This is a genomic window from Micromonospora sp. DT63 (assembly GCF_049841615.1).
In the GTDB taxonomy this organism is placed as follows: Bacteria; Actinomycetota; Actinomycetes; order Mycobacteriales; family Micromonosporaceae; genus Micromonospora.
This window is the reverse complement of the sequence record NZ_JBNCKQ010000002.1, coordinates 578452-594936: the sequence shown is the minus strand read 5'-3', so window position 1 is coordinate 594936 and position 16485 is coordinate 578452. Positions and strand designations below refer to the sequence as shown.

The window sequence follows — 16485 nt, the reverse complement described above, 5'->3', positions numbered from 1 at the left end:
CGGAGATCATCGGAGGGCTGGGCGGGGGAGCGGTGGCCGACGCGAGGCCGCCGTGGGTGGCCGGTTTGGCGACGGCGTGCAGGCCGGCGTACACTTTCTGTTCGGCGCACAGCGTCCACTCCGGCATGCCCACCCTGCGCTTCGGTGGGACCTGGAGCCGCGGCTGGCGCGGGCTTCTGATCATGGTCAGTTTCCCGTGTAAGACGTTGTGGGCCGCCCGGAGCAATCGACGTCAGGACAGCGGAGGACATGCCGAAAAAAGACGGAGCCATTGAGATCGAGGGTCGGGTCATCGAGCCCCTGCCGAACGCCATGTTCCGGGTGGAGCTCGCGAACGGCCACAAGGTGTTGGCTCACATCAGCGGCAAGATGCGGCAGCACTACATCCGCATCCTGCCGGAGGACCGGGTCGTCGTCGAACTCTCGCCGTACGACCTGACCCGCGGGCGCATCGTCTACCGCTACAAGTAGTCCTGACGGCGGCCGGGAAGTCCCGTGTCCGTCTTCGACGTCCGGTCTCGCGCCTCGCGCGTTCCCGGGCCAGATGGGAAGTAAGGCAACCGTGAAGGTCAAGCCGAGCGTCAAGAGGATCTGCAACAAGTGCCGGGTTATCCGCCGGCACGGCCGGGTCATGGTCATCTGCACCGACCCGCGCCACAAGCAGCGCCAGGGCTGATCTCAGCCCGTCCGGCCGGACACGGCCGGGTGGCGTTGCTTCGGGCAGATCCTTAGCGACACACACATCACACATGCTCGTCCCAGCCGCGAGCGGTACGTGAAGACGTACTCCTCTCGTGGCTGACCCCCGGTCGGAGGCCGGGGCCCGCTCGGGCAGCGACCGATCCCGGTCGCCGGCGCTGACAGCGTCGGAAAGACGGGACGGCCGGTAGCGGGGTGGGACGGGTCCACACCTCCGCCACACATCACGAGGAGTACGCCCGCACATGGCACGTCTAGTCGGCGTGGATCTCCCCCGCGAGAAGCGGATGGAGATCGCGCTCACCTACATCTTCGGGGTCGGTCGCACCCGCGCCCTGGAGACACTCGCCGCTACCGGCATCTCGCCGGACAAGCGCGCTCGGGACCTCACGGACGAGGAGCTCGTGCAGCTCCGCGACCACATCGAGGGCAACTACAAGGTTGAAGGCGACCTGCGCCGCGAGGTCGCCGCTGACATCCGCCGCAAGGTCGAGATCGGCTGCTACGCCGGCATCCGGCACCGCCGGGGCCTGCCCGTGCGTGGCCAGCGGACCAAGACCAATGCACGGACCCGCAAGGGCCCGAAGCGGACCGTCGCCGGCAAGAAGAAGCCCGGCAAGAAGTAATTCTTTAACCGGAATTCTGGTCGTTCTCCGTCGAGGTAGGCCGGGCTCCAACCGGAACCGGTGTCTACGTCATCAACGGGGCGACAAGCCACAGAACCCATTCAGGAGCGCACAGACTTATGCCACCGAAGGCTCGTGCCGGAGCCGCTGTCAAGAAGGTCCGGCGCAAGGAACGCAAGAACGTCGCCCACGGGCAGGCGCACATCAAGAGCACGTTCAACAACACCATCGTGTCCATCACGGACCCGACCGGTGCGGTCATCTCCTGGGCCTCCGCTGGCCAGGTGGGCTTCAAGGGCTCCCGCAAGTCGACTCCGTTCGCCGCGCAGCTGGCCGCCGAGGCCGCCGCGCGTCGCGCCATGGAGCACGGCATGCGCAAGGTCGACGTGTTCGTCAAGGGCCCCGGCTCCGGCCGGGAGACCGCCATCCGTTCGCTGCAGGCAGTGGGCCTCGAGGTCGGGCAGATCTCCGACGTCACCCCGCAGCCGCACAACGGGTGCCGTCCGCCGAAGCGTCGCCGGGTCTGAGAGGTAGAGAGAGATGGCTCGTTACACCGGTGCAGACTGCCGCCGTTGCCGGCGGGAGAAGATGAAGCTGTTCCTCAAGGGCAGCAAGTGCGATGGTCCGAAGTGCCCGTTCGAGTCCCGGCCGTTCCCGCCCGGGCAGCACGGCCGCGGCCGCACCAAGGAGACGGAGTACCTGCTCCAGCTCCGTGAGAAGCAGAAGGCCCGTCGTGTCTACGGCGTGCTGGAGAAGCAGTTCCGCGGTTACTACGAGGAAGCCGTTGGCAAGCAGGCCAAGACCGGTGAGGTCCTCCTGCAGATCCTCGAGTCGCGGCTGGACAACGTCGTTTACCGGGCCGGCTACGCCCACTCGCGGGACATGGCCCGCCAGCTGGTCAAGCACGGTCACTTCACGGTGAACGGCAAGAAGGTCGACATCCCGTCGTACCGCGTCAAGGAGCACGACATCATCGAGGTCCGGGGCAAGAGCAAGGAGCTCACCCCGTTCGTGGTGGCGCAGGCTCAGGCCGGTTCGAAGACGGTGCCGGCCTGGCTGGAGGCAATCCCCAGCCAGATGAAGGTGCTCGTGCACTCCCTCCCGGCCCGGCAGGTCATCGACACGCAGGTCCAGGAGCAGTTGATCGTCGAGCTCTACTCCAAGTAGTCGGGCTCGTTGCGGTGGCCCGCCCTTCGGGGCGGGCCACCGGAACAGTTTGTGTCGTGGACGTCAAATAGCGGGCGTCCCGGAAGAGAAGAGACAACATGCTCATCAGCCAGCGACCCTCCCTCTCCGAGGAGTCGATCAACGAGACCCGGTCGCGGTTCGCCATCGAGCCGCTCGAGCCGGGCTTCGGCTACACCCTGGGCAACTCGCTGCGGCGCACGCTGCTGTCGTCGATCCCGGGTGCGGCGGTCACCTCGATCAAGATCGACGGCGTGCTGCACGAGTTCACCACGATCCCCGGTGTCAAGGAGGACGTGGTCGAGCTCGTCATGAACATCAAGGAGCTGTGCGTCAGCTCCGAGCACGACGAGCCGGTCAGCATGTACCTGCGCAAGCAGGGCCCGGGCGACGTGACGGCGGGCGACATCCAGCCCCCGGCCGGCGTCTCGGTGCACAACCCGGACCTCAAGCTCGCGACCCTCAACGGCAAGGGCCGGCTCGACATGGAGCTGACCGTCGAGCGGGGCCGGGGCTACGTGACGGCTGCACAGAACAAGCAGTCCGGCGCCGAGATCGGCCGCATCCCGGTCGACTCGATCTACTCGCCGGTGCTGAAGGTGACGTACCGCGTCGAGGCGACCCGCGTCGAGCAGCGCACCGACTTCGACCGGCTCATCATCGACGTCGAGACCAAGCCGTCGATGGGCCCGCGTACCGCGCTGGCCTCCGCCGGTTCGACGCTGGTGGAGCTGTTCGGGCTGGCCCGGGAGCTGGACGAGACCGCCGAGGGCATCGACATCGGGCCGTCCCCGCAGGACGCCCAGCTGGCGGCGGACCTCGCTCTGCCGATCGAGGAGCTGGACCTCACCGTCCGCTCCTACAACTGCCTCAAGCGCGAGGGCATCAACTCCGTTGGTGAGCTCATCGGGCGTACCGAGGCCGACCTCCTCGACATCCGTAACTTCGGTCAGAAGTCGATCGACGAGGTCAAGATGAAGCTCGCCGGGATGGGTCTCGGGCTGAAGGACTCGGCTCCGAACTTCGACCCGGCGCACGTCGTGGACACCTTCGGCGAGGCCGACTACGACACCGACGACTACCGCGAGACCGAGCAGCTCTAGTCCGCGCTGCCGCCACAACTGAGGAGCACCAAAAATGCCCACGCCCACCAAGGGCCCCCGCCTCGGCGGCAGCCCCTCGCACGAGCGGCTGATGCTCGCCAACCTGGCGACCGCGCTGTTCCAGCACGGCAAGATCCAGACCACCGAGACGAAGGCCCGGCGGCTGCGCCCGCTGGCCGAGCAGCTCATCACCAAGGCCAAGCGCGGTGACCTCGCCTCGCGGCGGCGGGTGCTGGGTGTCGTCAAGGACAAGGACGTTGTCTACGCCCTGTTCGACCAGATCGCGCCCCGGTACTCCAACCGCCCCGGCGGTTACACCCGGATCGTGAAGACCGGTCCGCGCAAGGGTGACAACGCGCCGATGGCCATCATCGAGCTGGTGGAGGAGCTTCAGGTCGCCGAGCCGAAGGTGAACAAGAAGACCGCCGCTCGCAAGGCCGCGCAGCAGGACAAGGTCGAGGCGCTCGCCCCGGCCGAGGAGGCCCCGAAGTCGGCTCCGGCCGACCAGGACTCCGAGGCGCCGGTGTCGGCGTCCGGTGACACCGACGCCGCCCGCGAGGACAGCGACGAGGCCACCGAGAACAAGGCCTGACCAAGGGCAACATCGGGCCCGGCACCCCTTTCGGGGTGTCGGGCCCGACCCGTAAGAGGAGGTACGAGGTGGACGAGCGGATCCGGCTGCGGCTGGACGTCTCGTACGACGGCGCCGGTTTCTCCGGCTGGGCGCCCCAGCCGACCCGGCGGACCGTCGCCGGGGTGCTCGTCGAGACCCTGGACCTGGTCCTCGGCGCGGGCACGGCGACCGGTCTGACCGTCGCGGGTCGCACCGACGCGGGGGTGCACGCCAGCGGGCAGGTCTGCCACCTGGACCTTCCCGCCGAGGTGTGGCGCCAGCACGAGGGGCGGCTGCTGCGCCGGCTCGCGCGGTTGCTCCCCACCGACGTGCGGGTACGGGCGATGTCGGAGGTGCCGGCCGACTTCGACGCCCGCTTCTCGGCCACCTTCCGGCGCTACGAGTACCGGGTGACCGACGCCCCGTACGGCGCCGAGCCGCTACGCCGGCACGAGGTGCTGGCCTGGCCGCGACCGCTGGACCTGACCGCCCTGAACGCCGCTGCGGCGGGGCTGGTCGGTGAGCACGACTTCGCCGCGTACTGCAGGCGCAAGGAGAACGCGACGACGCTGCGCGAGGTGACCCGGCTGGACTGGCGGCGCGACCCGGACGGCATCCTGGTCGCCACCGTGCAGGCCGACGCGTTCTGCCAGGCGATGGTCCGCAGCCTGGTGGGGGCGATGCTCGCGGCCGGCGACGGCCGTCGGGCGGTCCAGTGGCCGGGCAGCCTGCTCGACCGTCAGGAGCGCTCCAGCGAGGTGACGGTGGCTCCGGCGCACGGCCTCACCCTCGTCGCGGTCGGCTACCCGGCCGACCCGGCCGACTACGCCCGCCGCGCGGACCTGACGCGCCGCCTGCGCGTGCCCGTCGAGGGCTGACCGGCGGCCGGGCCGCAGACGCCGACGGGTGTGCCACCGGTGGGCGGCACACCCGGCGGGCGGTGGTGCGGATCAGTCTCCGGGGAGTTCGCCGTCGTCGCTGCCGCTCTGGGTTCCGCTGCCCTCGGTCGGCGCTGCAGTTGGTTGGCCTGCCGTGCCGCTGTCGGCCCGCCGTTGCAGGACGCCCCGGCTGAGGTGCGCCTCGATCATGTCGAACAGGATCTCCCGGATCTTGGCATCGCCGGGCTTGACCGCGGCTCCGTCCGCGCGGACCACCAGCGCGTACGCCAGGTAGTGGCCCCGGACCTGCCAGCCGACGCGGGCCGGAGCGGTGGCCAGGACATCGGTGTCGTCGCCGGCGGTCAGCCCCCGGAACCGGCCCTGCCGGTCGTCGAGGAGTTGCCGGATCCGGTCCCGGGCCCGTTCGGCGCTGACCTTGTCGGTGAGGTTGAACAGGCCCGCGGTGACCAGGTGGTCGCCGCCGGGCGCCCGCAACGTCGCCCGGACGACCTGGTTGCAGCCGAGCCGGACGAGCAGGTCGGCAACCTCGTCGGTGGCGGCGACTGCGCAACTGCCGCTGGAGTGTGTCTTGAGGATCTCGTAGGCGCTCTGGCCGTCGGCGAGCTTCACCTCCTTGCCGGGAAAGAGTTCCTTCGCGGTGAGCGGCGCCTGGTCGGTGTCCCGCGAGTCGAGATCCTGCCGCTGTGCGGAGGCGGACGCGGCGACGTTCGGCTGGTGCGTCGGGGTGGTCTGTGGCGTCGGGTCGTTGTCCACCAGCAGCGCGGCGGCGCCCAGGCCGCAGAGCGCGAGCAGGACCAGGACTGCCGCACCGCCGACCAGCACCTGCCAGAGCCGCCCGCCGCCGCGGCGGGTGGGCGGCTCCACCGGCTGGGCCGACGTGTAGACCTGACTGCGCGGGGCCGCGACCGGGGTGCTGACGCGGGTGACCGGCGGCGGCTGGGTCGACGGCAGCATCAGCTGGTTGGGCCGGGGCAACGACGGAGCGGGAAAGCGGGACGGTGAGGGGCCGGCCGGCGGAGGCGGACCGGCGCCGAGCACGGCCAGGTCGGACCCGGGCTCCGGGTCCTCGAATGCGTCCTCTTCGGACTCGTACCGATACACCATGTCGCCCAGAGTAGGAGCCATTGTCCCTTTAGGGGGTAATATTGGGAAATGCGGCTGTGGGCCGTGTCGTGGCCCGCCCGAGCCGGTGCGAGAATTGCCGGCGTGACCGGCGACCATTACTTCACCGCGCAGCCCGCCAGCGATGCGCCGGCGCGCGACGTCGAGTTCTCCGTCGCCGACCGCGACTACCAGCTCGTCTCGGCGGGCGGTGTCTTCTCCGCCAGCCGCCTCGACCCCGGCACCGCGGTGCTGCTGCGCAAGGCCGAGCTGCCCGCCGCCGACACCGCCGGTGCCCTGCTCGACCTCGGCTGCGGGTTCGGCCCGATCGCCTGTGTGCTGGCCGACGTGGCACCGGCGGCCACCGTCTGGGCTGTCGACGTCAACGCCCGCGCCCGCGAGCTGACCGCCGCCAACGCGGCCCGGATCGGCGCCGCCGACCGGATCCGCGTCAGCGCACCTGACGACGTGCCGGCGGACCTGCTGTTCGCGCAGCTGTGGTCCAACCCGCCCATCCGCATCGGCAAGGACGAGTTGCACGAGCTGTTGCTGCGGTGGCTGCCCCGACTCGCCCCGGACGGCGTCGGCTGGCTTGTCGTCGCCCGGCACCTCGGCGGCGACTCACTGCAGCGCTGGATCGTCGACCAGGGTTGGCACGTCGAGCGGCACGCCAGCCAGAAGGGCTTCCGGGTGCTGCGGGTCACCCGGTAATTGGATGTCCCTCCCGGCCCCCGCTGGGGCAGGATCCCGGCGTGGGATACGTGGACGTGGCAGCGGTCGGGCACATCCTGCCCGACGGTCGGGAACTCTTCGCCGACGTGTCGTTCCGGGTCGGGGAGGGCGCCAAGGTAGCCCTGGTCGGGCCGAACGGCGCGGGAAAGACGACGCTGCTGAGGATGGTCGCCGGCGACCTGGCGGTGCGTACCGGCACCGTCGCGCGGGCCGGCGGGCTGGGCGTGATGCGCCAGTTCATCGGCATGATCGGCGACGAGACGACACTGGCCGACCTGGCGCTGTCGCTGGCCCCGCCGCCGCTGCGCGACGCCGGCCGCCGGCTCGCCGAGACCGAGACGGCCATGCGGGCGGCCGAGGTCCGCGGCAAGTTCAGCAGCGCCGCGGGCAAGGCCCAGCTGGCGTACGCCGACGCGCTCGGCGCCTGGGGCGAGGCCGGCGGGTACGACGCCGAGGTGCTCTTCGACACCGTCGCGACGATCGTGCTCAACCAGCCCTGGGACGCCGTCCGGGACCGGCCGGTGCGCACCCTCTCCGGTGGTCAGCAGAAACGCTTCGCCCTGGAGCTGCTGCTGCGCGGCCCGGACGAGGTGCTGCTGCTCGACGAGCCGGACAACTTCCTCGACGTGCCCGGCAAACGCTGGCTGGAGGCGCGGCTGCGCGAGTCCACCAAGTCGGTGCTCTACGTCTCGCACGACCGCGAGCTGCTGGCCCAGAGCGCCGACCGGGTGGTCGCGGTGGAGGGCGGCAGCGCCTGGGTGCACCCGGGTGGCTTCGCCAGTTGGTACGAGGCGCGGGTCGCCCGGCACGCCCGCCTCGACGAGCTGCGCCGACGCTGGGACGAAGAACACCAGAAGCTGCGCGAACTGATGCTGATGTACAAGCAGAAGGCCGCGTACAACGACGGTCTGGCCTCGCGCTACCAGGCCGCGCAGACCCGGTTGCGCAAGTTCGAGGAGGCCGGGCCGCCGCCCGTACCGCCGAAGGACCAGGACATCCGGATGCGGCTGACCGGCGGGCGGACCGGCAAGCGCGCGGTCGTCTGCGAGCAGCTGGAGCTGGACGGCCTGACATTCCCCTTCGACCTGGAGATCTGGTACGGCGACCGGGTGGCGGTGCTCGGTGCCAACGGCACCGGCAAGTCGCACTTCCTGCGGCTGCTGGCCCGGGGTGGCACCGATCCCGACCCGGCGAACGGGCCGGTCGACGGGGCGGGAGCGCTCGCGCCGGTGGCGCACGACGGCACGGCCCGGCTCGGCGCCCGGGTCCGCCCCGGGCACTTCTCCCAGACCCACGACCGGCCGGAGCTGATGGAGAAGACGCTCGTCGAGATCCTGTGGCGGGGTGACGAACACCGCACCGGGATGGACCGGCACGCGGCGATGGGGGTGCTCAGCCGGTACGAGCTGGCCGGGCAGGGCGACCAGCGGTTCGGCACGCTCTCCGGCGGGCAGCAGGCCCGGTTCCTGGTGCTGCTGCTGGAGCTGTCCGGGGCGACCCTGCTGCTGCTCGACGAGCCCACCGACAACCTCGACCTGGCCAGCGCGGAAGCGCTCGAAGCGGGCCTGAACGCGTTCGAGGGGACCGTGGTGGCGGTCACCCACGACAGGTGGTTCACCCGATCCTTCGACAGGTTCGTGCTGTTCCGGGGCGACAGCGAGGTGGTGGAGACCCCGGAACCGGTCTGGGACGTGGGCTGAGCGGTCACCGGGCAGCGGTGCGTCCGGCCGGCATAGGGTGGATCTCGTGACTGAGATGACCTATCGCCGGCTGGGCGACTCCGGGCTCGTGGTGTCCGTCGTCGGCATCGGCTGCAACAACTTCGGCCGCAAGCTGGACCTCGACGGCACCCGCGCGGTGGTGGACGCGGCCCTGGACGCCGGGATCAACCTCTTCGACACGGCCGACATCTACGGCGAGCCGCAGGGCGGCTCCGAGGAGCTGCTCGGGCAGGCACTCAAGGGCCGCCGGGACGACGTGGTGGTGGCCACCAAGTTCGGCATGGACATGAACGGCCTCAACGGGCCGGACTTCGGTGCCCGGGGTGCGCGCCGCTACATCGCGCGCGCGGTGGAGGCGTCGCTGCGCCGGCTCGGCACCGACCACATCGACCTGTACCAGATGCACGAGCCTGACCCGGGCACCCCGATCGACGAGACCCTCGCCGCCCTGGACGACCTGGTCCGCGACGGCAAGGTGCGCTACCTGGGCAACTCCAACTTCGCCGGCTGGCAGATCGCCGACGCCGACTGGGTCGCCTCGTCCAACGGCCGGGCCCGCTTCATCAGCGCCCAGAACCACTACAGCCTGCTGGAACGCTCGGTGGAGACCGAGATCATCCCGGCGTGCGAGCGGTTCGGGCTCGGCATGCTGCCGTTCTTCCCGCTCGCCAACGGCCTGCTCACCGGCAAGTACAAGCGCAGCGAGCAGCCGCCGGCCGGCAGCCGGCTCTCCGGCGGTGGCCGGTACGCCGAGCGGCTCGCGGCTGCCGACTGGGACACCATCGAGGCCATCGAGGCGTACGCGGGCGAGCGGGGCCTGACCATGCTCCAGGTGGCGATCGGCGGGCTGGCCGCCCAGCCGGCCGTGACCTCGGTGATCGCCGGCGCCACGACGCCCGAGCAGGTGCACGCGAACGCCGCCGCCGGCACGTGGGAGCCCAGCGACGACGACCTGGCGGCACTGCGCGCCATCCTCTGAGCGCGGCGAACGACAACGGGCCGGGCCGCTCATCGCGGCCCGGCCCGGTCGTTGTGGTGGCGCCGAAGCGCCGCTCGGTCAGTCGTTCGGCGTGCCGGCGCGGCGGCGGCCGAACAGCATGGCCACCCCCATCGCCACGGCGACCAGCACGAGGCCGGCCGCGGCGAACGGCCACCACCCGGCGGCCGCACCGCGATCGCGCGGCCCGTCCGCGGTCACCGCGACCGGCTTGGGAGCCGGGGGTGACTGCGCCGCCCGGGCCTGCACCGTGGCGGTGGTCCTGCTCTGCAGCGGAGCGGGGGAGTTCACCGTCACCTTCCACGTGCCGGTGGACAGCACCGGGCCGCTGCTGTAGAAACCCTGCCCCTCGGGCTGCGGCTCCAGCTGGACCGGCCCGACCCGCTGCCCGTCCGGGCCGGTGGCGGTGAGCACCAACCGCACCATCCGGTCCAGCCGGCGGCCATCGGGGTAGCTGGCCTGGATGGTGACCCCCTGAGCGCCGTCGCCGGCCACCGTCAGCTTGAGCTTGTCGGCCTGGGCGGCCGCCGGGGCAGCGGAGAGCAGGGTCAGGACCAGCCCGGCGAACACGGCGGCCACCACCTTGCGGATACCCGTCACGGACATCTCCTCACTACTGATGAGGGAGGCCCCTCCCCGACACCGTGGCGTCGGGAAGGGGCCTCGATCGGATCAGAGCTGGCGACCGGGTGCCAGCCGGGTGGCGTCGCCACCGAGCCGTCCGGTGCCCTTGACCGGTTCGCCGTCGTTCGCCTTGACCCCGGCCTTACTGGCCGTGCCGCCGAGCCGAACGATCATGGCGTCGGCGTCCCGGATCAGGACGTCCCGAACCTCGGCCTCCGGCACCAGTGTGGCGTCGGCGGCGAGGGCCCGGAATGCGGTCAACTGCTTGATCGCCTTGTTGTCGTTGCCGGCCGCCTCGGCCTGCCGGGCCGCGTCGAGCTTCGCCGTCAACTGCTTCTGCGCCTTGGCCGAGAGCCGCCCCGTCGCCTTGAACCGGTCCAGCAGGTTCTGCATGTCCCGGAACGAGGTGGTGACGAAGAACCGGACGTTCGAGGTCGTCGTGTTGCCGGCCTTGTCGGTCGCGGTGACGGTCAGCTCGTGCAGGCCGAGCGGCAGCTCGTACATGGCCTGCAGGGTGCCGCTGGCGTACGCCTTGCCGTCCAGCTGGCCGACCACCGTCGCGATACCCGAGGTCGGGTCGACGGCCTGCCAGGACACCCGGACGTCCTGGCTGTCCCCGTAGAGCTGGCCGTCGGCGATACCGGAGACCAGCAGCGTCGGCTTGGTGCCGTCGATCTTCAGGATCGCCGACTTGAGCGTCTCGGCGTTGCCCGCCTTGTCAGTCGAGCGGTACAGCAGCTCGTGCTGCCCGTCACCGGTCACCGCGACCGGCTCCGAGTACGGCGTCCACGCGCCGCCATCCAGCGACCACTCGACCGTCTTGATCCCGGAACCGGCGTCGGTCGAGGTCAGCACCACCGGGATCGTCCCGTTGTGCCAGCCCGCGTCGTTCGCCGGAGCGAACGTCGCAGTGGTGACCGGCGCGGTGGCGTCGATCTTGACCGAGACGGTCTTCGTCGACTCCACGTTGCCCGCCTGGTCCGTCGAGCGGAACCGCAGCTCGTGCTCGCCGTCCCCGCTGACCGTCACCGGAGCGGTGTAGTCGGTCCAGGTGGTGGCCCCGTCCAGCTGGTACGCCGTACCGGCCAGTCCGCTGCCGCCGGCCTCGTCGGCGGCGGTCAGGGTGACCGTCACCGGCCCGGTGTACCACCCCTCGGTGGGGGTGCCGGACACCGCCGCCGTCGTCACCGGAGCGGTCTCGTCGGTGACCACCTCGGTGCTGAGCCGGAAGTAGTCGAACGAGGCCGTCTTCGACGCCGTCTGGTTGGCGCCGAGGGTGAACAGACCGACCTTCGGGGTGGCCCCGACCGCGCTGCTGGTCAACGTCTCCAGCGTGGTCCAGGTCGTCCCGTCGGCCGAGTACGACGCCGTGAAGGTGTCGCCGCTGCGGGCCAGCCGCAGGTGCCACACCGCCGAGGTGAGGCTGGTCGCCTCCGGCTGCGGGTTCTGGACGACGCCGCCGATCTCGCTGCGGAACTCGATCCGCCGCGTGACCGTCTGGCCGGCCTGGTTGTCCGCGATGAAGTCGAACTTCACGTAGTTGTCGTCGTCCGCCTGCACGAGCAGACCCGCCTGCTGGTACTGCTCGTTCAGCAGGCTGCCGTCGACCTTCGTCTCCAGGGTCCAGTCGCCCGAGGGCGCGGTCTGGAGGATGAAGTTCTTCGGCCCGGTGTTGTCGGTGCCGTAGATGTCACCGTTCGGCACGTCGATCCGCAACGCGCCACCGGTGACCCGGTAACCGTTCGGGTCCTCCCGCTGGATCGCGTCCCACCGGCACTTGTCCAGCGTGTCGCCGGTGAACTCGTCCGACGGGTCGACCGGGCCGGCCGGGGCGTCCGGCGTGACCACGAACGAGTCGAACGCGGCGTCCACGACAGGTGCCTCGGTGCCTCCGTTGAGCGCGAAGACCCCGATCCGCGGGTTGGTGATGCCGGCGAGCGCGGCCGAGCGGCCGACCGGGGTGAACGTCTGCCCGTCGCCCGAGACCGCGGCGGTCAGGTTCGTCCCGTCGCTGGTGATCCGCAGGTACACGGTGTCACCCGCCGGCGCGTTGGTGGCGTCCGCAGCGTCGTTGCGCGGCGTCGCGGCAGTCTCTCGGATGAACTCCACCCGACGGCTGCCGTTGTAGAGCAGGTCCACCTTGGCGTAGTTGTCGTCGTCGCCGTACACCAGCAGACCGGCCTGCTGGTAGTTGGCCGTCACCGGAAGCGTGACCTTGGTGGTCATCTCCCAGGCTCCGGTCGGCGCCGCCTGGAGCACCAGGTTGGTGGCGTCGTTGCGGGCGCCGTACAGGTCACCCACCGAGGTGGGCAGCTTCAGCGCCCCACCGCCGAGGGAGTAGAGCTGGTTCTCCCGGACCACGCTGGTCCACCGGCCCTTGTCCAGGGTGTTGCCGTTGAAGTCGTCCGAACGCGCCCCGAAGCAGGACGTGTCCGGAGCGTTCACCCGCACCGGCACCGTGGCGTACGACTTGGCGCCCTTGCTGTCGGTCACCGTGAGGGTGGCCGTGAAGGCTCCGACGCTCGTGTACGTGTGGCTGGCGTCCAGGGTGGACGCCGTGCCGCCGTCACCGAAGTCCCAGGCGTACGTCAGCGGGGTGTCGCCCTCGGCGTCGGTGGCCGTGCCGTCGAACGCGACGGTGACCGGCACGGTGCCGCTGGTCGGGGTCGCGGTGGCGGTGACCACCGGCGGCCCGTTCTCGGTGACGCCGCGGCCGACGAAGTCCATCCAGTTGACGTTGAACAGCGAGCCCGTCCCGCCGTTCGGATCGCGGGCCACGAAGTACAGCGAGCCGCTCGCGGCACCGGTGACCGGCGCGCTCACGTCCGTGTACGTCTGCCACGCCCCGGTCGACGGGACCGTGGCCGTGGCCACGACCGGTCCGTCCACCGCGCCCGCGTGGACCTCGATCCGACCGCCAGCGGCGGCCGAGGCGGCCCGGAACCGGATCTCGGTGATGTTCGTCAGGTCCGCCGGGACGACCGACCACCAGTCGCCGTCCTCGATGAACGCGATGCTCTGGCCGCCACCGGCGGTGTCGGCTCCGGCCTCCCGCTGCACGCCGGCGTCTCCGCCGCCGGTGCTGCCCGGCACCCGGCCGGTGGCCGTGAAGTACTCGGCCTGCTTCTGCTTGGGCTGCAGGATCTCGATGTCCCGGCCGGTGAGCGCGCCCGCACCGCCGGCGCCACCATCGTCGGTGTAGGTGGCCTCGAAGACCGCGAAGACGTTCGCCTCGGCGCCGTGCCCGGAGGCGAGCGACGTCTGGACCGTGCCGGTGCAGCCGGTGTGCTGCTCCAGCGGGTGGGCGTGCTCGTCGTGACCGAGCAGCACCTGGAGGTTCACCCGGGCGCAGTCGATCTGCCCGTCCTCCGGGTCGGTCACCTTGACCGTGTAGCGGACCTGGTCACCCCAGTTGAAGAAGCCACCGTCCGGCGGGAACTCGATGCTCACCGTCGGCGCGGTGTTGCCCACGGTGACCGGAACGTTTGCCACCGCGGTACGGCCCTTCGGGTTCGTCACGGTGAGCTGGGCGGTGTAGTTGCCCGCCGTCGCGTACGTGTGCGTCGGGTTGGCCTCGGTGGAGGTCTGCCCGTCGCCGAAGGTCCAGGCGTAGGTGAGATCGCCGCCGTCCGGGTCCCGGGAGCCGGCGCTGGAGAAGGTGACGGTCAACGGCGCCGGCCCCGAGGTGGGGTTGGCGGACGCCGCGGCGATCGGTGCGCGGTCACCGGCGGTGTAGTCGATCCGGTAGATGCCGGAGTCGTCGTTGTTGCCGCCGAAGCCCGTACCCCACTCGATCAGGTAGAGCGCGCCGTCCGGGCCGAACTCGAAGTCCATCGGCCGGATCATCTTCATGCCGGTGAGCAGCTGGTTGATGTCCACCAACGACTTGCCGTCGGCGGTCATCTGCATCGTGTACATCTTGTTCTGGTTCCACTCGCCGAGCAGCGCCTTGCCGTCGTAGTAGGCCGGCCACTTGCGGGGGGAGTTGAGGTTGGCGTCGTACCGGTAGGCCGGGCCGCCCATCGGGGCGCCACCGCCACCGATCTCCGGGTACCGCGCGTCACCGGCGTAGCCGTAGTCGACGGTGGCCGGAACGACAGGCGGGAGGTTGGTCAGGCCCGTGTTGTTGGGCGAGTTGTTCACCGGCGCGGCGCAGTCGAACTTCGGCCCGCTCGGGCCGGACGGGAACGTGTAGTCGTTGTACGCCTCGTTCGTCCCGGTGCAGTACGGCCAGCCGTAGTTGCCGGGGGTCACGACGTTCCACTCGACCAGACCGCGGGGGCCCCGGTCCGGGTTGTTCGCGTTGGCGTCCGGTCCGTAGTCCCCGACGTACAGCGTGTCGGTCTTCGGGTCGGTGCCGATCCGGAACGGGTTGCGGAAGCCCATCGCGTAGATCTCGGGACGGGTCTTCGCGGTGCCCGGCGCGAAGAGGTTGCCGGTCGGAACGGTGTACGTCCCGTCGTCCTCGGGGTGGATCCGGATCACCTTGCCGCGCAGGTCGTTCGTGTTGGCGGAGGTGCGCTGCGAGTCGTAGTCCTGACGGCCCGGCCGCTCGTCGAGCGGGGCGTAGGCGTTCGACTCGAACGGGTTGGTGTTGTCACCGGTGGCCAGGTAGAGGTTGCCGGCGCTGTCGAACGTCATGCTGCCGCCCGCGTGGCAGCAGGTGTTGCGCTGGGTGTCGACCCGCAGCACCTGCTTCTCGCTCGCCGGGTCGATGGTGTCGCCGGTCACCGTGAACCGGGACAGCAGGTTGCGCGTGACGCCGTCGTTCGGGGCGTAGTAGAGATACACCCACTTGTTGGTGGCGAAGTCCGGGTCGAGCCGGATGCCGATGAGGCCGTCCTCGTTGCCGGTGAAGACGTCCAGGTCGACGGCGGTGACGGTGCTGCCGGTGTCGGGCTTGATGATCTGCACCCGGCCGTCGCGCTCGATGTAGAAGACCCGCCCGTCGGGCGCGATGTCCAGCTCCATCGGATTACTGGTGTTGCTGTCCAGGGTGATCTTCTCGAAGCTGGAGGTCTTCGATGCGCCGCAGTCGGCGTCGATCACGCCGGCCGCCGTCTGGATGCCGCCGAGCAGGTGCTTGAGGAACTCGGGCTCGGCGTACGACTCGCGGGTGTGCCCGCCGCCGGTGTACCAGGAGCGGCCACCGTCGAAGTCCTGGCACCACGCCGTCGGGTGGTCGGCGCCCATCGCGCCGGCGCCCGGGGTGTAGCTCTTCTCGTCCAGGCTGGCCAGCACGTGCACGTCCGGCCGCGGGTTGGTCTGGAAGTTGTACCACTCGTCGAACCGGGACCAGCGGTCCGGCAGGTCGGCGGTGGACGGGTGGGCGTGGTCCTCCACCTTGACGGTGGCCTGCTGGTTCTGCGGGTGGTTGGCGAAGTACGCGCCGACCAGGTCGCCGTACCAGGCCCAGCTGTACTCGGTGTCGGAGGCGGCGTGGACACCGGCGTAACCGCCGCCGGCCCGCACGTAGCGCTCGAAGGCCGCCTGCTGGTCGGCGTCGAGGACGTCACCAGTGGTGGAGAGCCAGATCACGGCCTTGTACTTGGCGAGGTTGGCGTCGTTGAACGCGGCGCCGTCCTCGGTCGTGTCCACAGTGAACCCGTTGGCCGCGCCGAGCTGCTGGATCGCGGCGATGCCGGTGGGGATGGAGTCGTGCCGGAAGGCGGCGGTCTTGGAGAAGACCAGGACGGAATAGGGGTCGGCCGCTGCGGCCTTCGGTGCCTTCGGCACCGCCTGGGAGAGCGGAGCCGCGACCGGCACGTCTCGCGCGGGGATCTGCGCTGCGGCCGGAGCCGCCTGCGCCGGCGACCCGAGCAGGGTCGTCGAGGCTAGCGCGAGGGACAGCAGGGTAGCGGTGAGTGGTAAACGGGCACGACGAGAACGGGACACGCCGCCTCCAATGTCGCGGTGGACAGGAATCGCGGGGGCCGGCTGCCGAAGACCGTCCCGGATGGAGCCGGTGGGGACGCCGTGCCAGGGCGTCCACGCCGGCATTTTGTCGAATCGCTGAACAAATTAATTCTGGTGTATCGATGTCGGGCAAGATGCCGGCTGGTAACGGTTCTGCAACGGCGGGCGACATTCCGAACAGGACCGGAGAAAGTACCCCATCGATGGAGTGGTGTCCGGCCGGCGGCCAGTCCCTTGGCAGACCGGCGGAACTGTCGTACGGTGACACG

14 protein-coding genes are annotated in these 16485 nt (G+C 70.5%); 11 read left to right on the top strand and 3 right to left on the bottom strand.

Annotated elements, in window-relative coordinates; genetic code table 11:
* The first annotated feature begins 249 nt into the window (after positions 1 to 249).
* From infA to truA, 8 genes are all read left to right on the top strand, one after another.
* Positions 250 to 471: a translation initiation factor IF-1 gene (gene infA / locus ACLQ27_RS09520; RefSeq protein WP_007073013.1), complete on the top strand. Its 222-nt coding sequence runs from the start codon at positions 250 to 252 to the stop codon at positions 469 to 471.
* A 91-nt stretch (positions 472 to 562) separates the two neighbouring features.
* Complete coding sequence (gene rpmJ / locus ACLQ27_RS09515; RefSeq protein WP_012184307.1) at positions 563 to 676, top strand: 50S ribosomal protein L36; 114 nt, start codon at positions 563 to 565, stop codon at positions 674 to 676.
* 268 nt (positions 677 to 944) lie between these two features.
* On the top strand, positions 945 to 1325 hold the full coding sequence (rpsM, locus tag ACLQ27_RS09510) for a 30S ribosomal protein S13 (protein ID WP_007465236.1): 381 nt from the start codon (positions 945 to 947) through the stop codon (positions 1323 to 1325).
* A gap of 119 nt (positions 1326 to 1444) precedes the next feature.
* Entirely contained in the window at positions 1445 to 1852 is a 408-nt protein-coding gene (gene rpsK / locus ACLQ27_RS09505) for a 30S ribosomal protein S11 (protein WP_007073011.1), read from the top strand.
* Positions 1853 to 1865: 13 nt separating this feature from the next.
* Positions 1866 to 2492 (top strand): 30S ribosomal protein S4, encoded by a 627-nt coding sequence (rpsD, locus tag ACLQ27_RS09500; RefSeq protein WP_007465229.1) that lies wholly within the window; start codon positions 1866 to 1868, stop codon positions 2490 to 2492.
* Between the two features lie 98 nt (positions 2493 to 2590).
* The gene (locus ACLQ27_RS09495) at positions 2591 to 3613 is read left to right on the top strand and encodes a DNA-directed RNA polymerase subunit alpha (protein WP_007465227.1); all 1023 of its coding nucleotides are present in this window, start codon (positions 2591 to 2593) and stop codon (positions 3611 to 3613) included.
* 34 nt (positions 3614 to 3647) lie between these two features.
* Positions 3648 to 4205 carry a 50S ribosomal protein L17 gene (rplQ, locus tag ACLQ27_RS09490; protein ID WP_234583431.1) on the top strand — a complete coding sequence of 186 codons (558 nt, stop codon included), beginning with the start codon at positions 3648 to 3650 and terminating at the stop codon, positions 4203 to 4205.
* 68 nt (positions 4206 to 4273) lie between these two features.
* Positions 4274 to 5104: a tRNA pseudouridine(38-40) synthase TruA gene (gene truA, locus ACLQ27_RS09485; protein ID WP_234583430.1), complete on the top strand. Its 831-nt coding sequence runs from the start codon at positions 4274 to 4276 to the stop codon at positions 5102 to 5104.
* Positions 5105 to 5176: 72 nt separating this feature from the next.
* Here the strand turns inward: truA and ACLQ27_RS09480 are convergent, their stop codons facing one another.
* Positions 5177 to 6229 carry a hypothetical protein gene (locus ACLQ27_RS09480; RefSeq protein ID WP_425866373.1) on the bottom strand — a complete coding sequence of 351 codons (1053 nt, stop codon included), beginning with the start codon at positions 6227 to 6229 and terminating at the stop codon, positions 5177 to 5179.
* A gap of 102 nt (positions 6230 to 6331) precedes the next feature.
* On the opposite strand from ACLQ27_RS09480, the gene ACLQ27_RS09475 reads away from it, so the two are divergent.
* From ACLQ27_RS09475 to ACLQ27_RS09465, 3 genes are read left to right on the top strand one after another with little or no spacing between them, the layout of a single operon-like run.
* Complete coding sequence (locus ACLQ27_RS09475; protein WP_357494484.1) at positions 6332 to 6937, top strand: class I SAM-dependent methyltransferase; 606 nt, start codon at positions 6332 to 6334, stop codon at positions 6935 to 6937.
* A 41-nt stretch (positions 6938 to 6978) separates the two neighbouring features.
* A complete protein-coding gene (locus ACLQ27_RS09470) occupies positions 6979 to 8658 on the top strand; it encodes an ABC-F family ATP-binding cassette domain-containing protein (RefSeq protein WP_425866371.1) in 1680 nt (559 codons plus the stop codon).
* A 37-nt stretch (positions 8659 to 8695) separates the two neighbouring features.
* Positions 8696 to 9658: an aldo/keto reductase gene (locus tag ACLQ27_RS09465; protein ID WP_357494480.1), complete on the top strand. Its 963-nt coding sequence runs from the start codon at positions 8696 to 8698 to the stop codon at positions 9656 to 9658.
* Positions 9659 to 9736: 78 nt separating this feature from the next.
* Here the strand turns inward: ACLQ27_RS09465 and ACLQ27_RS09460 are convergent, their stop codons facing one another.
* Together ACLQ27_RS09460 and ACLQ27_RS09455 are read right to left on the bottom strand one after the other, a co-directional pair.
* Entirely contained in the window at positions 9737 to 10282 is a 546-nt protein-coding gene (locus ACLQ27_RS09460; protein WP_357494478.1) for a hypothetical protein, read from the bottom strand.
* 66 nt (positions 10283 to 10348) lie between these two features.
* On the bottom strand, positions 10349 to 16195 hold the full coding sequence (locus ACLQ27_RS09455; protein ID WP_425866368.1) for a ThuA domain-containing protein: 5847 nt from the start codon (positions 16193 to 16195) through the stop codon (positions 10349 to 10351).
* Positions 16196 to 16485 lie beyond the last annotated feature (290 nt).